Source organism: Streptomyces sp. NPDC012935, from assembly GCF_042900345.1.
GTDB lineage: Bacteria > Actinomycetota > Actinomycetes > Streptomycetales > Streptomycetaceae > Streptomyces.
This window is the reverse complement of record NZ_JBIBBC010000022.1, coordinates 92,834-107,695: the sequence shown is the minus strand read 5'-3', so window position 1 is coordinate 107,695 and position 14,862 is coordinate 92,834. Positions and strand designations below refer to the sequence as shown.

Below are 14,862 nucleotides of genomic sequence, written 5' to 3'. Positions count from 1 at the left end.
CGCGCCAGGCGGCGGAGCCTGAGGAGGCCCGCCAGCGCCCTATCGAGGAGGAACGACAGCGTGACCTACGTCATCGCGCAGCCTTGTGTCGACGTCAAGGACAAGGCGTGCATCGAGGAGTGCCCGGTCGACTGCATCTACGAGGGCCAGCGGTCCTTGTACATCCACCCGGACGAATGCGTCGACTGTGGTGCCTGTGAGCCGGTATGCCCGGTCGAGGCGATCTTCTACGAGGACGACACTCCGGAGGAGTGGAAGGACTACTACAAGGCGAACGTCGAGTTCTTCGACGAGCTCGGCTCCCCCGGCGGCGCCAGCAAGCTGGGTCTGATCGAGCGCGACCACCCGTTCGTCGCCGCGCTCCCGCCGCAGGCCGAGTAATCCTCACCGGCGACCCGCACAGCGTGCCGCCTCGGTCCCGTACGGCCTGATCGCCCCGATCGTCGTACGGGACCGAGGCGTTGCCGTATCCGCTGTACCAGAAAGTGAGCGAGATCCCGTGTCCGCAGTCTCCGACCGCCTTCCGGCCTTCCCCTGGGACAAGCTGGAGCCGTACAAGAAGACGGCCGCCGCGCACCCCGACGGCATCGTCGACCTCTCGGTCGGCACGCCGGTCGACCCGGTTCCCGAGCTGATCCAGAAGGCTCTGATCGACGCGGCGGACTCCCCGGGCTATCCGACGGTCTGGGGCACCCCGGCGCTGCGTGACGCGATCACCGGCTGGGTGGAGCGCCGGCTGGGCGCCCGTGAGGTCACCCACCGGCACGTCCTGCCGATCGTCGGCTCCAAGGAACTGGTCGCCTGGCTCCCCACCCAGCTGGGCCTCGGCCCCGGCGACCGGGTTGCCTACCCGCGCCTGGCCTACCCGACGTACGAGGTCGGCGCCCGCCTCGCCCGCGCCGACCACGAGGTCTACGACGACCCGACCGACCTGGACCCGGCGGGCCTGAAGCTCCTGTGGCTGAACTCCCCGTCGAACCCGACGGGCAAGGTCCTGTCCAAGGACGAGCTCACCCGGATCGTGGCGTGGGCCCGTTCGCACGGCATCCTGATCTTCTCCGACGAGTGCTACCTGGAACTGGGCTGGGACGCCGACCCGGTCTCGGTCCTGCACCCGGACGTGAACGGCGGCTCGTACGACGGCATCGTCGCGGTCCACAGCCTCTCCAAGCGCTCGAACCTGGCCGGCTACCGTGCCGCGTTCCTGGCCGGCGACCCCGCGGTCCTGTCGCCCCTCCTGCAGATCCGCAAGCACGGCGGCATGATGACGGCGGCCCCGACCCAGGCGGCGGTCGTCGCGGCCCTCGGCGACGACGAACACGTCCGCGTCCAGCGCGAGCGCTACGCCGCCCGCCGCGCGGCCCTGCGCGAGGCCCTGCTCCGCCACGGCTTCCGCATCGAACACAGCGAGGCCAGCCTCTACCTCTGGGCCACGAAGGACGAGTCCTGCTGGACGACCGTCTCCGCACTCGCCGACCTGGGCATCCTCGTGGCCCCGGGCGACTTCTACGGCGAGGCGGGCGCCCACCACGTACGAGTCGCCTTCACGGCGACGGACGAACGCGTGAGGGCAGCGGTACAGCGCCTGACGTAAGCCCGTCCGGCTGTACGGCGCCCGCCGGCACCGCTGTGCCCCAGCCCCGGCCGACGTACCGAACGTACCGACGTACCGTCGCAGGCACGCAAAAGCCGACGGGGCCCAGGGAACTCCCTGAACCCCGTCGGCTCAAGCCGGGCGCACGCCGGCGTCAGCCGAGCGGAAGCCCCTGCACCGGCAGCGAACCGGCCGCCGGCACGCCACTCCCGGCCGCGTCACCGAGGACGGTCCCGACCGACCCGGCGACACCGCCCGCGGTCGCCTGCGCCGCGGGCGTCGCCTTCTTCGTGACCTTGCTGCCGGCCTTGGTCGCCGCCGGCACCGCCTTCTTCGCGGCCTTGCCGCCGGTCTTGGTCACCTTGCCACTGGCCTTCGTCGCGGTCGGCAGCGCGTTGTCGACGGCGTTGTCGACCGCGCCACCCGCGAGCCCTGTGGCGTTCGCGGCCGCGCCGTCGACGACGCTCGCGCCGTCCAGGGCGGTGAGCCCGCCGACCTGCGGGGCGTTGGGCAGTTCGGGGGCCGCGCTGGCGGAGCCGGCCGCACCGACCCCGGCAGCCGCTCCCGCAGCGACGAGCAGCGCGGCACGGGCGATCCGGCGGGTCAGGGGGAGGGACATGATGCTCCTTCGACGGTTATGTCGGATGAGAACGATGAAGTGTCCGACCACGCCCGGCAGTTGACCGACTGGCTGTTGATCTCCGGGCTCGGACGCAGTGACTACCGCTCGAAGCCCTCGAAGGTTGCGGCGGCGCAACGTAAAGAGTTGGCAATGCGTCGCATTATCGCCTGCGGATAAATCCGGGCAAAACTCATGCCGCCCGAAACCCTGCCGAATCCTTACAGCCCTTGATTCCCAAGGCCTTTGACGGATGCGAGGGTGTCCGCGCGAAAACCTGCCCACACCACCGCCGACCGACACCTCGGGTGACCCTCGGGAGTGATCCGCCGAACGCCTGCGCGTGGCAGTCGACGTGTACGGGCCGGCTGCTACGGCATGGTTGTGATCCGGACCGCGTCCAGCCCGCTCCGCACCCCCGAGGCGCCCTGCCCCGCGAGCGGACGCCACTGGCTGTCGGTGTTCCCGGCGGTCCACTCCCGGCCCGCGTACGCCACCCGCTTGATGTGCAGATCGGAGGCGTTGGCCACGGCCCAGTGGGCCAACTGCCAGCCGCGCTCGCGGACACCGCGCCCGGCGCCGGAACCCCCGTCGGCGGTCACGGGCAGCACGACGGTCTGCCCGTCGCTCCCGGCCGCGGACGCGGTGGGCGTGGGCGTGGTCTTCTCGGCGCCGACCTCGGCCGAGGCCGGCTGGAGCGCGTCCCGCCCGAAGTCCCGTACGAGCGCGGCCCGCACGGCGTCCGGACCCGTGGCCCGCGTGGCGGCGGGGCGCCCCTCGCAGGTCAGCGTGGCCGCCGAACGCCCGGTGAGGGCCGCCGCGAGCAGCGTCGCGTCCGGCTCGTGCTTGGCGTAGGCCTCCGGGAAGCCACTGCGCTGGACGTGCTGCGCGGCCACGGTGAGCGGCATCTCCAGGTAGCCGCGGACCTTGACCAGGTGCTTGTAGAACATGCCCGACGAATAGATCGGGTCCATGATCTCCGCCTCGGTGCCCCAGCCCATCGAGGGCCGCTGCTGGAACAGTCCCAGCGAGTCGCGGTCGCCATGGGTGATGTTGCGCAGCGCCGACTCCTGCAGGGCGGTCGCGAGGGCGATCGCCACGGCCCGCTCGGGCAGGCCCCGGCCGGTGCCGACAGCGGCGATCGTCGCCGCGTTCACCGCCTGCTCCGGCGTGAACTCGTACCTCGCCCCGTCGCCCGAGGCGACCTGGCAGCCCGGCTCGCCCGTGCCGCCGGTGACGTACTGCACCGCGAGATAGGCCGCGACGGCGAGCAGGACCAGGAAGGCCGCCCCGCGACGCAGGAGGCGGCCACGACGACTGGAGGAGGGGTACGGCTCTGGCACGCCCTACAAGGTAGCTGAGGTTACCGAGGGGTATGGGTCGAGTGAGGAAAGTGGGAGGACGGCCCCACGGTCCGGCGCGTTAGGGTCGGCACCATGGCCGACACCTCCCTTGACCTCACGCTGGACGCCGCGAAGCTCACCGCGCAGCTCGTCGACTTCCCCTCCGTCAGCGGCACGGAACAGCCTCTCGCGGACGCGATCGAGGCCGCCCTGCGTGCCCTGCCGCATCTGACGGTCGACCGGTACGGCAACAACGTCGTGGCGCGCACCGACCTGGGTCGGCCGGAACGCGTGATCCTCGCCGGCCACATCGACACGGTGCCGATCGCGGACAACGTCCCTTCGCGGCTGGACGAGGACGGCGTCCTGTGGGGCTGCGGCACCTGCGACATGAAGTCGGGCGTCGCGGTCCAGCTCCGCATCGCCGCGACGGTCCTGGCCCCGAACCGCGACCTGACCTTCGTCTTCTACGACAACGAAGAGGTGACCGCGGACCTCAACGGCCTCAAGCATGTGTCCGAGGCCCGTCCGGAGTGGCTGCAGGGCGACTTCGCGGTCCTGCTGGAGCCGTCGGACGGCGAGGTCGAGGGCGGCTGCCAGGGCACGCTCCGGGTGCTCCTCAAGACGAAGGGCGAGCGCGCCCACTCCGCGCGCAGCTGGATGGGCTCGAACGCGATCCACGCGGCGGCCCCGATCCTGGCCCGCCTGGCGTCGTACGAACCCCGTTACCCGCTGATCGACGGCCTGGAGTACCGCGAGGGCCTGAACGCGGTCGGCATCTCGGGCGGCGTGGCGGGCAATGTCATCCCGGACGAATGCGTCGTCACCGTCAACTTCCGCTACGCCCCCGACCGCACCGAGGAGGAGGCCATCGCGCACGTCCGCGAGGTCTTCGCCGACTGCGGGGTCGAGGAGTTCGTGGTGGACGACCACAGCGGCGGCGCGCTTCCCGGCCTCTCGCACCCCGCGGCAGCGGCGTTCATGGCCGCGGTCGGCGGCACCGCGCGCCCCAAGTACGGCTGGACGGACGTCTCCCGTTTCTCCTCCCTCGGCATCCCGGCGGTCAACTACGGCCCCGGCAACCCGCACTTGGCGCACAAGCGGGACGAACGGGTCGAGACGGCGAAGATCCTGGCGGGGGAGGAGCGGTTGAGGGCGTGGCTCACGGCGTAGGACCCGGGGTGGACGAGGGGTGAGCGTGCGCCCGGGGATCGCCGGTGCGGCGCTTCATGGCAGACATGCACACGTCCCCCGTCCGTAACCCGCGTGGATCTACGCTGAGTGGAAAGACTGCAACATCTGCACGACCTGCAAGTCCGCAGGCCCCGCAGCGGAGGGAGCGTACATGGCTACCGGCAACCCCGAGGGGAAGAAGCAGCCACCGTCGGAGCAGCGTCTGGGACCGGTGATCCGCAGGCGGGGTCAGGTGACGGCGAGCACGACCGACCAGCGCCTGCTGGATGCGGGCGGACCCTCCGACTGGGTCCACACGGACCCCTGGCGAGTCCTGCGCATCCAGTCGGAGTTCATCGAGGGCTTCGGCACCCTCGCCGAACTCCCGGCCGCCATCAGCGTGTTCGGCTCGGCCCGCACACCGGTCGACTCTCCCGAGTACGACGCCGGAGTCCGCCTCGGCCGGGGCCTGGTCGAGGCCGGCTTCGCGGTCATCACCGGCGGTGGCCCCGGTGCCATGGAAGCGGCGAACAAGGGCGCCTGCGAGGCGAAGGGCGTCTCGGTCGGCCTCGGCATCGAGCTCCCCTTCGAGCAGGGGCTCAACCCCTACGTCGACATCGGCCTGAACTTCCGGTACTTCTTCGTCCGCAAGATGATGTTCGTCAAGTACGCGCAGGGCTTCGTGGTCCTCCCCGGTGGCCTCGGCACCCTCGACGAACTCTTCGAGGCCCTCACTCTCGTCCAGACCCAGAAGGTCACCCGCTTCCCGATCGTCCTCTTCGGTACCGAGTACTGGGGCGGCCTGGTCGACTGGCTGAAGAACACTCTGATCGCCCAGGGCAAGGCCTCGGAAAAGGACCTGCTCCTGTTCCACGTCACGGACGACGTGGACGAGGCGGTGGCCTTGGTGTCGAAGGAGGCGGGGCGCTAGCGCCGGGCTTGAGCCGTACGGTCCGGTGTCCGAGGACGAGGAGTGTTTCTCGGCGCCGGTCCAGGCATTTCAGCCCGTCCGGCGCTTGAGGACGAGGCCGGTCAGGCCGAGAGCGGGGCTGGGGGCGCAGCCCCCAGGTCCAGGGTCGACGGGGCAGCACACCTTCAAGGGCGGGACGGGCAGGGGCGGCGGGGGCGAAGAAGGCTAGGCCAACCCCCGCCGCGCCACTGCCGGAGCCCGCCACCCCGCGATCGACGCCACCATCTCCAGCACCTGCCGCGTCTCCGCCACCTCGTGCACCCGGTACACCTGCGCCCCCAACCACGCCGACACCGCAGTAGTGGCCAGCGTCCCCACCACCCGCTCCTTCACCGGCCTGTCCAACGTCTCCCCGACAAAGTCCTTGTTGGACAGCGACACCAGCACGGGCCACCCCGTCTCCACCATCTCCCCGAGCCGCCGAGTCGCCTCAAGACTGTGCCGCGTGCTCTTGCCGAAGTCGTGACCCGGATCGATCAGGATCGACTCCCGCGGCACCCCCAGCGCCGACGCCCGCTCGGCCAGCCCCACAGTCACCCGCAGAATGTCGGCCATGACGTCGTCGTACGTCACCCGGTGCGGCCGAGTCCGGGGCTCCGCACCTCCGGCATGGGTGCACACCAACCCGACCCCGTACCGAGCGGCGACCTCCGCCAGCCCCGGATCCGCCCCGCCCCACGCGTCGTTCAGCAGATCCGCCCCCGCCTCGCACACCGCTGCCCCGACCTCGGCCCGCCAGGTGTCCACGCTGATCACGACATCCGGGAAGCGCCGCCGCACCTCGGCCACGAATGCGACCGTCCGCCGCGCCTCCTCCTCGGCGGTCACCTCTTCGCCGGGCCCTGCCTTGACCCCACCGATGTCGATGATGGCCGCACCCTCCGCCACGGCCTGCTCCACGCGCGCGAGGGCGGGCTCGTCGCGGAACGTCGCCCCCTGGTCGTAGAAGGAGTCCGGGGTCCGGTTCACGATCGCCATGATCACCGGCTCGTGCGTGTCGAACTCACGCCTGCCCAGCCTGAGCATCCCCTGTGACCTCTCCTTGTGTGTCCTGGTACGTCCCGCCCTTCGGGCCGCCTGCGACCCTAACTGTCAGAGTCGCATGGCACGATCGGACCCTGACACACTCGACCGCTCGCATACACCGACCGTGGGGGCCGCAGCGATGGTTATGTTCTTGTTCCTGGTCGTCGCGTTGGCCGTCGTGGTCGCCGCGGTGACACTCGCCGTGGTGGGCGGCGGTGAGAGCGACGGCCCGCTGCCCGAGGCAGCGCCCGAGCGCCTGCAGGACCTGCTGCCGCTGGACCGCCCGCTCGACCGCGCGGACATCGAGACCCTCCGCTTCCCGATCACTGCCCGCGGCTACCGCATGGCCGACGTCGACGACGCCCTCAGCCGCCTCGGCGCCGAGCTCGCCGAGCGCGACGCCCGCATCGCCGACCTGGAGTCCGCGCTGTCCGGCGCGCAGGCCTCGGCCGGTCATGTGTCGATGGACAAGCCCGCCCAGGAGGACCAGCAGTGAGTGACGGCACTGCCCTCGCCGGCCCGGACGGCGCCCTGCGCTGCCCCTGGGCCTTGTCCACCCCGGACTACGTGACGTATCACGACGAGGAATGGGGCCGCCCGGTCCACGGCGACGACGCCCTCTACGAACGCCTCAGCCTGGAGGCATTCCAGTCGGGCCTGTCCTGGATCACGATCCTGCGCCGCCGCGGCGGTTTCCGAGCCGCCTTCGCGGGCTTCGAGATCGCCAAGGTCGCCACCTTCACGGACGCCGACAAGGACCGCCTCCTCACCGACGAGGGCATCATCCGCAACCGGGCGAAGATCGACGCGACCGTCGCCAACGCCCGCGTCCTGGCCGACTGGGCCCCCGGCGACCTGGACGCCCTGATCTGGTCCCACGCCCCGGACCCGACCACGCGCCCGGCTCCGAAGACCCTCGCGGACGTCCCAGCGGTCACCCCGGAGTCGACGGCCCTGTCCAAGGCCCTGAAGAAGAGGGGCCTGCGCTTCGTGGGACCGACGACGGCATACGCCCTGATGCAGGCGTGCGGCCTGGTCGACGACCACTTGCAGGCATGCGTCGCGAGGAGCGCTCCGTAAGGGGCGCGGGGCTGTGCCGATGTGCGGCTCCGCCGCGTGGGCGCGGCCAACCACGACGGACCCGCAGCCCCCGACGGCGCTACCGCCCCGAGCTCATCGGCCCAAGTACTTCGGCTTCTCCTTGTTGACGAAGGCCTGCACCGCGATCGCATGATCGTCCGAGGACCCCGCTCGCGTCTGCAACTCGTCCTCCTTCTCCAAGGTCTCCTCCAAGGAGTGCGACAGTCCGAACGCCACCGCCTCCTTGATCGCCCCGTACGCCACCGTCGGCCCCTCGGCCAGCGCCCGCGCCACCTTCTCGGCCTCCGCGCGCAGCTCATCCGCGGCCACCAGCCGGTTCGCGATCCCCAGCTCGTACGCCTCCTGCGCCTTGATGTTCCGCGGGAACAGCAGCAGGTCCGCCGCGCGGCCCGGTCCGACGACCCGCGGCAGCGTCCACGAGATCCCGGAGTCGGCGGTCAGCGCGACCCCCGCGAAGGACGTGTTGAAGGCCGCCGTATCCGCCACCACCCGATAGTCCGCAGCGAGCGCGAACCCGAAGCCGGCCCCGGCAGCGACCCCGTTCACCCCGGCCACCACCGGCTTCGACATCCCGGCCAGCGCCCGCACGACGGGGTTGTAGTGCTCCCGCACCGTGCTCATCGTCTGCCCCGACCCCGTCTCGCGGTCGGAGACCAGCAAGCCGATGTGCTCCTTCAGGTCCTGCCCCACGCAGAACGCCCGCTCCCCGGCCGCGGTCAGCAGCACGGCTCGTACGGCGTCGTCGCCCGCCGCAGCCTGGACCGCGTCCCGCAGGGCGACCTTGGTCTCGATGTTCAGCGCGTTCATCGCCTCGGGGCGGTTGAGCGTGATCGTCGCGAGCCCGTCGCTCACCTCGTAGAGCACGGTGTCGGCCATGGCGTATCCCCTCCGGTGCGGCAGCTCGGGCGTACTCGTCGGTACGCACCTGTCTGAGGGACAGCATGGCGGAGATCACCGGCGACCGCCCCGACCGGACGTGTGACCTGCGTCAAAGAATTTGCGTCCGGTTCCGTTCGGCCGAAGCGCGTGCGGCGGAGCAGTATCGCAGTCACATCGCCGAATTGAGTGGTTTTGCTCGCGCGCGTTGCCCAAGCGATGCCGACTGATGTTGGTCATCGGGTCCTGAGATGCGGGATAATGGCTTGGAAGCAATGTGTTCGATGCCGGTGTCGCGTGTCCCATACCTGACGCGCGTGCCCTCCATGGGGCCGTCGGCTTTGACGATGAGCTGGTTTCAGGAAGGGGAACGAGCATGGCGGCCATGAAGCCGCGAACGGGCGATGGCCCGCTCGAGGTGACCAAGGAGGGGCGGGGCATCGTCATGCGCGTTCCGCTCGAAGGCGGCGGTCGGCTCGTCGTCGAGCTGACCCCGGACGAGGCCGACGCGCTCGGCGATGCCCTCAAGAAGGTCGTCGGCTGACGCGGCAGCGACCCTACCCTTTCGGCGGCCCCGGCATCGCACATGGTGCCGGGGTCGCTGCTTTCCCGGTACGCCTGCGATTCCCGCCGCTCCGTCTGTCAGTCTTCCCGGTAGGTCGGTGGCTATTCCCAGTAGGAATACGGCCTGTGTGGCGGCCGGTCAGGCGGTCAGCGCTTGACCGCGCACAGCAGCCCGTCGCCCACTGGCAGCAGGGACGGAACCAGCTCCTGGCTCTCGCGCACCGCGCGCAGCAGCTCCCGGATCCGTATGACCTCGGTGGGCTGCGGGCCCGAGTCGACCGTGCGGCCGTTGGCGAAGACGCCCTCGAAGACGACGAGGCCGCCCGAACGCAGCAGGCGCAACGATTCAGCGAGATAGTCGAGGAACTCCAGCCGGTCGCCGTCGCAGAAGACGAGGTCGTAACCGGCGTCGGCGAGGCGGGGCAGGACGTCCAGGGCGCGGCCCGGGATGAAGCGGGCGCGGTTGCTGGCGAAGCCGGCGGCACGGAAGGCCTGGCGGGCGAACTGCTGGTGCTCGGGCTCCGGGTCGACCGTGGTCAGCACACCGTCCGGGCGCATACCGTGCAGGAGGTGGATTCCGGAGACGCCGGTACCGGTGCCGATCTCCGCGACGGCCTTGGCGTCCACGGTGGCGGCGAGCATCCGCAGCGCGGCACCCGTGCCGGGCGACACCGAGCGCAGCCCCGCCTCACGGGCCCGGTCACGGGCCCAGCGCAGGACGTCGTCCTCGGCGACGTAGGCGTCGGCGAACGCCCAGCTCGTCTGCCGGTTGCCGGTAATGACCCTCTCCTGTCCCCGTGGTTGCCTGGGCGTGACTGTATCCGTTGCGGCCGGGAACCCGCAGATGGGACCAGGCGTTTAGAGGGGTGTGAAGACGAGCGGGGGGACACGGTTGGATCACGACGACGAGCAGCGCCGAGAGCAAGTGCTGACGCAGGCCCACCAGCCGTGTCAGCCCAGATCAAATTCTCGTAAAACCGCTTATCCGGAGCTAACGGGCGAGGTGGCTATGGTAGGGGCTCCACTGGACACCACCAGAGCCGACAGGGGAGGTGCGGCTGCGCCTGTGGATCGGGGAGGAGTGCTCCGGCGCTTTCTCGGATCGGCAGGTAGGCCGAAATCCGTGAACGACACCGCTGACCACAGCCACGCCGACGACTACGCCCAGACCGCGACCTTCTCCACCGACGCGGACGGGCAGGCGTGGACTCCGCCCACCTGGGAGGAGATCGTCAGCACGCACAGCGGCCGCGTCTACCGCCTGGCGTACCGCCTCACCGGCAATCAGCACGACGCAGAGGACCTGACGCAGGAGGTCTTCGTCCGCGTCTTCCGCTCCCTGTCGACTTACACGCCGGGCACCTTCGAGGGCTGGCTGCACCGCATCACCACCAACCTCTTCCTGGACATGGTCCGTCGCAAGCAGCGCATCCGCTTCGACGCACTGGGCGACGACGCCGCCGAGCGGCTGCCCAGCAAGGAGCCCACGCCCCAGCAGGTCTTCAACGACGCGCACTTCGACGCGGACGTCCAGCAGGCCCTCGACACCCTCGCACCCGAGTTCCGTGCCGCCGTCGTCCTGTGCGACATCGAAGGACTGTCGTACGAGGAGATCGCCGCGACCCTCGGCGTCAAGCTCGGCACCGTCCGGTCCCGGATCCACCGCGGCCGTTCCCAGCTGCGCAAGGCCCTCGCGCACCGTTCGCCGGAGGCGCGTGCCGAGCGCCGCTCCTTCGTGCCGCGCGTGCCCGCACTGGGGGGAGGGGGCGCGACCGCGTGAGTGCCACCCGACCCAACCCCGCCGAACGGCTCCTCGCCGAGCAGCACCTTGGCGACCGACTCTCCGCCCTCGTCGACGGAGAGCTCGGTCATGAGACGCGCGAGCGCGTCCTGGCCCACCTTGCGACCTGCGCCAGGTGCAAGTCCGAGGCCGACGCCCAGCGCCGACTGAAGAACGTCTTCGCGGAGGCGGCCCCGCCGCCTCCCTCAGAGAGTTTCCTGGCCCGTCTTCAGGGCCTCCCCGGGGGAGGTGACCTGGACGGCGGCGGCTCGCCGCTCGGCGGGGGAGGATTCGGCGGACTGTCCGGACGGCCCGGCGCCGGGGCCTTCGGAGTGAAGGGGGACGACCGCTTCGAGTTCGGATACGTCCCGTCGCGCTCGCACGCCGTCCCGGCGCTCCCCGCCTCTGACCGCGGCTTCCGTACGCACCCCGTGGGCCGTCATGACGCCGATCGCGCGTCCTCCCGTATGCGGTTCGCGTTGGTCGCGGCGGGTGCGGTGTCGCTCGCGGCCATCTCGCTGGGCGGTGTCACGACGAGCGCGCCGACCGATGCGGAAGCGCGCGGTGGCACGGGGACCGGCAGCAATGTGACCCCGACGCGGACCCAGGGCACGGGCGCCACGACGGCACCGGAGAACCAGCGCCGCCGTGCCGTGGGCCCCCTGCTCGCGCAGGGACAGGGTGCGCGGACGCCCGACACCTCCGTGGCCCCGACCGAGGTCTCGGCTCCCCTCCTGCCCGGGATGCCTGCCCAGGCCGCCGACGCGGACATACACACCCTCGCCGCGCCCGTGGTGGCAGGCGCGGCCGCCATGTCCCCGCTGATACGCCCGCTCAGTGCGACCGCGCCGCTCGCCCTGACCTCGTGGGCCACGACCGCCGCGATCACGGCCGCCCCCGACCTGCTCACCGCACCCCTCCCCGACGCGACCTCATCCCCCTCCGCCCCTGAGGCCACCCGCCGCTGACCCGTCCTCTGCGCAGCGGACCGGGAACCTGATTGAATCCAGGGTGGGCCGCGCGCCGTGCCTGTGGGCCGTGCGCGGAGTGGATGAGCTGCGGCCGCCGTTGATGCCGCGTGCCGGATGGGGGGTAGCACGAGGTCGCCGGTTTCCTGGGGGGAACCTGAGTGCGACAGCGCAGAGTCGAGTAGGCATTCGGGCGCCGGGACGACCCGGTGGCGGCCTGCCGAGAAGCCAGGGATCGGATGCAGCCGCGGCCGTGGGTGCGGCACCGTTCGGGCGGGGTTCCTTGGACAGCCGGCACACGGGCTGCGGGGTGGCGACCGATCGGCTGTGGCTGCCCAGCCGGACGCCGGCCGTGTCCGTTGGGACGCGGCCCGGGAGCGGAGCGCCCTACTCGAGCATCGGGTCAGCAGTGAGCAGGAAGCAGAGCATGAACGAGGGGAAGCCCGCGAAGGCGAAGTGGTGGAACCGGCCTCGACCGCAGGGGCCTTCGGCCGAGCCGGAGGGGGCCGCACCGACGCCGGGCGACTTGAGCGAGCCGACGGCACCGGCCGGGGACGCTGGAGACGACGGTGCGCGGGGCCACCGTGCTGACACCGACGGGGACTTCGAGCTGGCGCTGCCTGCGGTGAGCGACGGTCGTGGTGGGACTTCGGCGCAGGGCGACTTCGAGCTGGCGCGGCCCGCGGTGGGGGCAGCCGGCGACGCGACTTCGACAGAGGGAGACTTCGAGCTTCGGCCCGCGGTGAGCGGCAGTGGTGGTGACGGGGCTTCCGCCGAGACTGACTTCGAGCTTCGGCCTGCGGTGAGCGGCAGTGGTGGTGACGGGGCTTCCGCCGAGACTGACTTCGTCCTGGCCCGGCCTGCCGCGCACGTGGACGGCGCAGGCGACGGCGAGGCGGCTTCGGGTGAGGGGCGCTTCGAGCAGGCCCGGCCGACCGGAGCGCCCGCGCCCGCCCCGGAGGCCGACGTGACAGTCACAGCAGCCGGAGCTGCCGACGACGAGCGCCCCGAGCCCCTGCACGCCCCCGACCCCTACAGCACCCCTCCCTACGGCGAGCCCGGCCCCTGGGCGCCCGCTCCGCCGGTCCAGCACCCCGCGACCACGCCCGCGCCCGGGACGGCCGTACCGAGCCCGCCCCCGTCGGTGCACGGCGTGCTGACGCCCGCGCCTGGGACGGCCGTGCCGAGCCCGCCCCCGCCGACGCATGGCGTGCTGACGCCCGCGCCTGGGACGGCCGTGCCGAGCCCGCCCCCGTCGGTGCACGGCGTGCTGACGCCCGCGCCTGGGACGGCCGTGCCGAGCCCGCCCCCGTCGGCGCACGGCGTGCCGACGCCCGCGCCTGGGACGGCCGTGCCGAGCCCGCCCCCGTCGGCGCACGGCGTGCTGACGCCCGCGTCCGGTGCAGCCGCCTCGACGACCGGCACCGAGGGCACAGCGCACACCGCACCCGGGCCTCCGGTACCCCCGTCTCCGTCCGGCGCCGAACCCGCCCCCGCACCGCCCCCGGCCCTCAGCGCAACCGTCACGGCGGCGCCCCCCGGCATCCCCGCCCAGACACCACCTCCGGCGACCGGCACGGCCACCCGGGCCACCCCGGCCCCGACGGCGGATACCCCAGCCCCTGCCAACCCCTGGCAGAACTACGACCCCTGGTCCCGCACGCCCCACGCGCCCCACACCACGCCGCTCCAGCAAAACGGCGCCACAGGTGTCACCGGCGTGCCGAGCCGCAAGCGAGGGAGGAAGGCGCTCCTCGTCGGTGCCCTGCTGCTCGCGCTCGTGTCCGGTGGGGTCGGTGGTGTCGTGGGGGCGTCCTTGGAGCGCAACGGCGGTGTGGGGGCCGTCGAGCTGCCGCAGGCCGGCAGTGAGTCCGCCGGGCGGGCGCCGGACAGTGTCGCCGGGATCGCCGCGCGTGCCCTGCCGAGCGTCGTGACGCTCCATGTGAGCGGCAGCGAGGAGCAGGGCACCGGCACCGGGTTCGTGCTCGACGACCGCGGTCACATCCTCACCAACAACCACGTCGTCGAACCCGCGGGCGATGACGGCGAGATATCCGTGACCTTCCACAGCGGCGACACCGCGAAGGCCACCGTCGTCGGACGGGACGGCGGCTACGACCTCGCCGTCGTCAAGGTCACCGGCGTCAGCGGCCTCGCCCCCCTGCCGCTCGGCAACTCCGACAACGTCCAGGTCGGCGACCCTGTCGTGGCCATCGGCGCCCCCTTCGACCTGGCGGGCACCGTCACCTCCGGCATCGTCAGCGCCAAGGAGCGGCCGATCACGGCCGGTGGCGAGAGCGGCGACGGGAGCGACATGTCGTACGTGGACGCGTTGCAGACCGACGCGCCCATCAACCCCGGCAACTCCGGCGGTCCTCTCCTCGACGCCCAGGGCCGTGTCGTCGGCATCAACTCCGCGATCCGTTCCGCCGACAGCGGCTCCGACCTCGACGGCGGCCAGGCCGGTTCCATCGGCCTCGGCTTCGCCATCCCGGTCAACCAGGCCAAGCGCGTCGCCGAGGAGCTGATCAACACGGGCAGGGCGACCCACCCGGTCATCGGGGTCACGCTCGACATGGGCTACACCGGCGACGGAGCCCGCGTCGGCACCAAGGGCAGCGACGGCGGTCCCGCGGTCACGGCCGGCGGCCCGGGCGCCAAGGCAGGCATCAAGTCCGGCGACGTCATCACCGAGGTCAACGGGCAGCGCGTGCACTCCGGTGAGGAGCTCATCGTCAAGACCCGCGCCCACCGCCCCGGCGACCGGCTGGAACTGACCTTGGAGCGTGGCGGGAAGGAGATCTCGATCCCGCTGACGCTGGGCTCGTCGAGTGGAGGCTGAGCGGGC

16 protein-coding genes are annotated in these 14,862 nt (G+C 71.8%); 11 read left to right on the top strand and 5 right to left on the bottom strand.

Annotated elements, in window-relative coordinates:
• Positions 1 to 60 precede the first annotated feature (60 nt).
• Together fdxA and ACFY5C_RS36320 are read left to right on the top strand one after the other, a co-directional pair.
• A complete protein-coding gene (fdxA, locus tag ACFY5C_RS36325; RefSeq protein WP_007495984.1) occupies positions 61 to 381 on the top strand; it encodes a ferredoxin in 321 nt (106 codons plus the stop codon).
• Positions 382 to 499: 118 nt separating this feature from the next.
• Positions 500 to 1,594 (top strand): bifunctional succinyldiaminopimelate transaminase/glutamate-prephenate aminotransferase, encoded by a 1,095-nt coding sequence (locus ACFY5C_RS36320; protein ID WP_389452979.1) that lies wholly within the window; start codon positions 500 to 502, stop codon positions 1,592 to 1,594.
• A 154-nt stretch (positions 1,595 to 1,748) separates the two neighbouring features.
• Here ACFY5C_RS36320 and ACFY5C_RS36315 read toward each other — a convergent pair whose 3' ends face one another.
• Entirely contained in the window at positions 1,749 to 2,213 is a 465-nt protein-coding gene (locus tag ACFY5C_RS36315; RefSeq protein WP_389452977.1) for an ATP-binding protein, read from the bottom strand.
• 371 nt (positions 2,214 to 2,584) lie between these two features.
• Positions 2,585 to 3,556 carry a heavy metal transporter gene (locus tag ACFY5C_RS36310; RefSeq protein WP_389452974.1) on the bottom strand — a complete coding sequence of 324 codons (972 nt, stop codon included), beginning with the start codon at positions 3,554 to 3,556 and terminating at the stop codon, positions 2,585 to 2,587.
• A 93-nt stretch (positions 3,557 to 3,649) separates the two neighbouring features.
• Here ACFY5C_RS36310 and dapE point away from each other — a divergent pair, with 93 nt between their 5' ends.
• Together dapE and ACFY5C_RS36300 are read left to right on the top strand one after the other, a co-directional pair.
• Positions 3,650 to 4,729 (top strand): succinyl-diaminopimelate desuccinylase, encoded by a 1,080-nt coding sequence (dapE, locus tag ACFY5C_RS36305; protein WP_389452971.1) that lies wholly within the window; start codon positions 3,650 to 3,652, stop codon positions 4,727 to 4,729.
• 172 nt (positions 4,730 to 4,901) lie between these two features.
• Positions 4,902 to 5,660: a TIGR00730 family Rossman fold protein gene (locus ACFY5C_RS36300; RefSeq protein ID WP_389452968.1), complete on the top strand. Its 759-nt coding sequence runs from the start codon at positions 4,902 to 4,904 to the stop codon at positions 5,658 to 5,660.
• A 204-nt stretch (positions 5,661 to 5,864) separates the two neighbouring features.
• On the opposite strand, the gene folP is transcribed toward ACFY5C_RS36300, so the two are convergent.
• Positions 5,865 to 6,725: a dihydropteroate synthase gene (gene folP / locus ACFY5C_RS36295; protein ID WP_389452965.1), complete on the bottom strand. Its 861-nt coding sequence runs from the start codon at positions 6,723 to 6,725 to the stop codon at positions 5,865 to 5,867.
• Between the two features lie 139 nt (positions 6,726 to 6,864).
• Between folP and ACFY5C_RS36290 the strand changes: the two genes are divergently transcribed.
• Together ACFY5C_RS36290 and ACFY5C_RS36285 are read left to right on the top strand one after the other, a co-directional pair.
• Positions 6,865 to 7,221: a DivIVA domain-containing protein gene (locus ACFY5C_RS36290; RefSeq protein ID WP_389452963.1), complete on the top strand. Its 357-nt coding sequence runs from the start codon at positions 6,865 to 6,867 to the stop codon at positions 7,219 to 7,221.
• Entirely contained in the window at positions 7,218 to 7,805 is a 588-nt protein-coding gene (locus ACFY5C_RS36285; RefSeq protein WP_389452960.1) for a DNA-3-methyladenine glycosylase I, read from the top strand. The genes ACFY5C_RS36290 and ACFY5C_RS36285 overlap by 4 nt, the downstream gene beginning before the upstream one ends.
• 93 nt (positions 7,806 to 7,898) lie before the next feature.
• On the opposite strand, the gene ACFY5C_RS36280 is transcribed toward ACFY5C_RS36285, so the two are convergent.
• The gene (locus tag ACFY5C_RS36280; RefSeq protein ID WP_389452957.1) at positions 7,899 to 8,702 is read right to left on the bottom strand and encodes an enoyl-CoA hydratase/isomerase family protein; all 804 of its coding nucleotides are present in this window, start codon (positions 8,700 to 8,702) and stop codon (positions 7,899 to 7,901) included.
• A 65-nt stretch (positions 8,703 to 8,767) separates the two neighbouring features.
• Here ACFY5C_RS36280 and ACFY5C_RS36275 point away from each other — a divergent pair, with 65 nt between their 5' ends.
• Positions 8,768 to 8,932 carry a hypothetical protein gene (locus tag ACFY5C_RS36275; protein WP_389452954.1) on the top strand — a complete coding sequence of 55 codons (165 nt, stop codon included), beginning with the start codon at positions 8,768 to 8,770 and terminating at the stop codon, positions 8,930 to 8,932.
• A gap of 146 nt (positions 8,933 to 9,078) precedes the next feature.
• The gene (locus ACFY5C_RS36270; RefSeq protein WP_003966491.1) at positions 9,079 to 9,246 is read left to right on the top strand and encodes a DUF3117 domain-containing protein; all 168 of its coding nucleotides are present in this window, start codon (positions 9,079 to 9,081) and stop codon (positions 9,244 to 9,246) included.
• Positions 9,247 to 9,413: 167 nt separating this feature from the next.
• On the opposite strand, the gene ACFY5C_RS36265 is transcribed toward ACFY5C_RS36270, so the two are convergent.
• Positions 9,414 to 10,112 (bottom strand): O-methyltransferase, encoded by a 699-nt coding sequence (locus ACFY5C_RS36265; RefSeq protein ID WP_389453069.1) that lies wholly within the window; start codon positions 10,110 to 10,112, stop codon positions 9,414 to 9,416.
• Positions 10,113 to 10,347: 235 nt separating this feature from the next.
• Here ACFY5C_RS36265 and sigE point away from each other — a divergent pair, with 235 nt between their 5' ends.
• From sigE to ACFY5C_RS36250, 3 genes are all read left to right on the top strand, one after another.
• On the top strand, positions 10,348 to 11,046 hold the full coding sequence (gene sigE, locus ACFY5C_RS36260) for an RNA polymerase sigma factor SigE (RefSeq protein ID WP_369273240.1): 699 nt from the start codon (positions 10,348 to 10,350) through the stop codon (positions 11,044 to 11,046).
• Complete coding sequence (locus tag ACFY5C_RS36255) at positions 11,043 to 12,014, top strand: anti-sigma factor family protein (RefSeq protein ID WP_389452951.1); 972 nt, start codon at positions 11,043 to 11,045, stop codon at positions 12,012 to 12,014. Before sigE ends, ACFY5C_RS36255 begins: the two co-directional genes overlap by 4 nt.
• A 427-nt stretch (positions 12,015 to 12,441) precedes the next feature.
• A complete protein-coding gene (locus ACFY5C_RS36250; protein WP_389452948.1) occupies positions 12,442 to 14,856 on the top strand; it encodes a trypsin-like peptidase domain-containing protein in 2,415 nt (804 codons plus the stop codon).
• Positions 14,857 to 14,862 lie beyond the last annotated feature (6 nt).

Bases quoted from the DNA above. Each gene is read 5' to 3' on its own strand.
- ACFY5C_RS36290 (WP_389452963.1), top strand. From the start codon at position 6,865: ATGGTTATGTTCTTGTTCCTGGTCGTCGCGTTGGCCGTCGTGGTCGCC.
- ACFY5C_RS36315 (WP_389452977.1), bottom strand. From the start codon at position 2,213: ATGTCCCTCCCCCTGACCCGCCGGATCGCCCGTGCCGCGCTGCTCGTC.
- ACFY5C_RS36280 (WP_389452957.1), bottom strand. From the start codon at position 8,702: ATGGCCGACACCGTGCTCTACGAGGTGAGCGACGGGCTCGCGACGATC.
- ACFY5C_RS36270 (WP_003966491.1), top strand. From the start codon at position 9,079: ATGGCGGCCATGAAGCCGCGAACGGGCGATGGCCCGCTCGAGGTGACC.
- ACFY5C_RS36275 (WP_389452954.1), top strand. From the start codon at position 8,768: ATGGCGGAGATCACCGGCGACCGCCCCGACCGGACGTGTGACCTGCGT.
- ACFY5C_RS36250 (WP_389452948.1), top strand. From the start codon at position 12,442: ATGAACGAGGGGAAGCCCGCGAAGGCGAAGTGGTGGAACCGGCCTCGA.
- dapE (WP_389452971.1), top strand. From the start codon at position 3,650: ATGGCCGACACCTCCCTTGACCTCACGCTGGACGCCGCGAAGCTCACC.
- ACFY5C_RS36300 (WP_389452968.1), top strand. From the start codon at position 4,902: ATGGCTACCGGCAACCCCGAGGGGAAGAAGCAGCCACCGTCGGAGCAG.
- folP (WP_389452965.1), bottom strand. From the start codon at position 6,725: ATGCTCAGGCTGGGCAGGCGTGAGTTCGACACGCACGAGCCGGTGATC.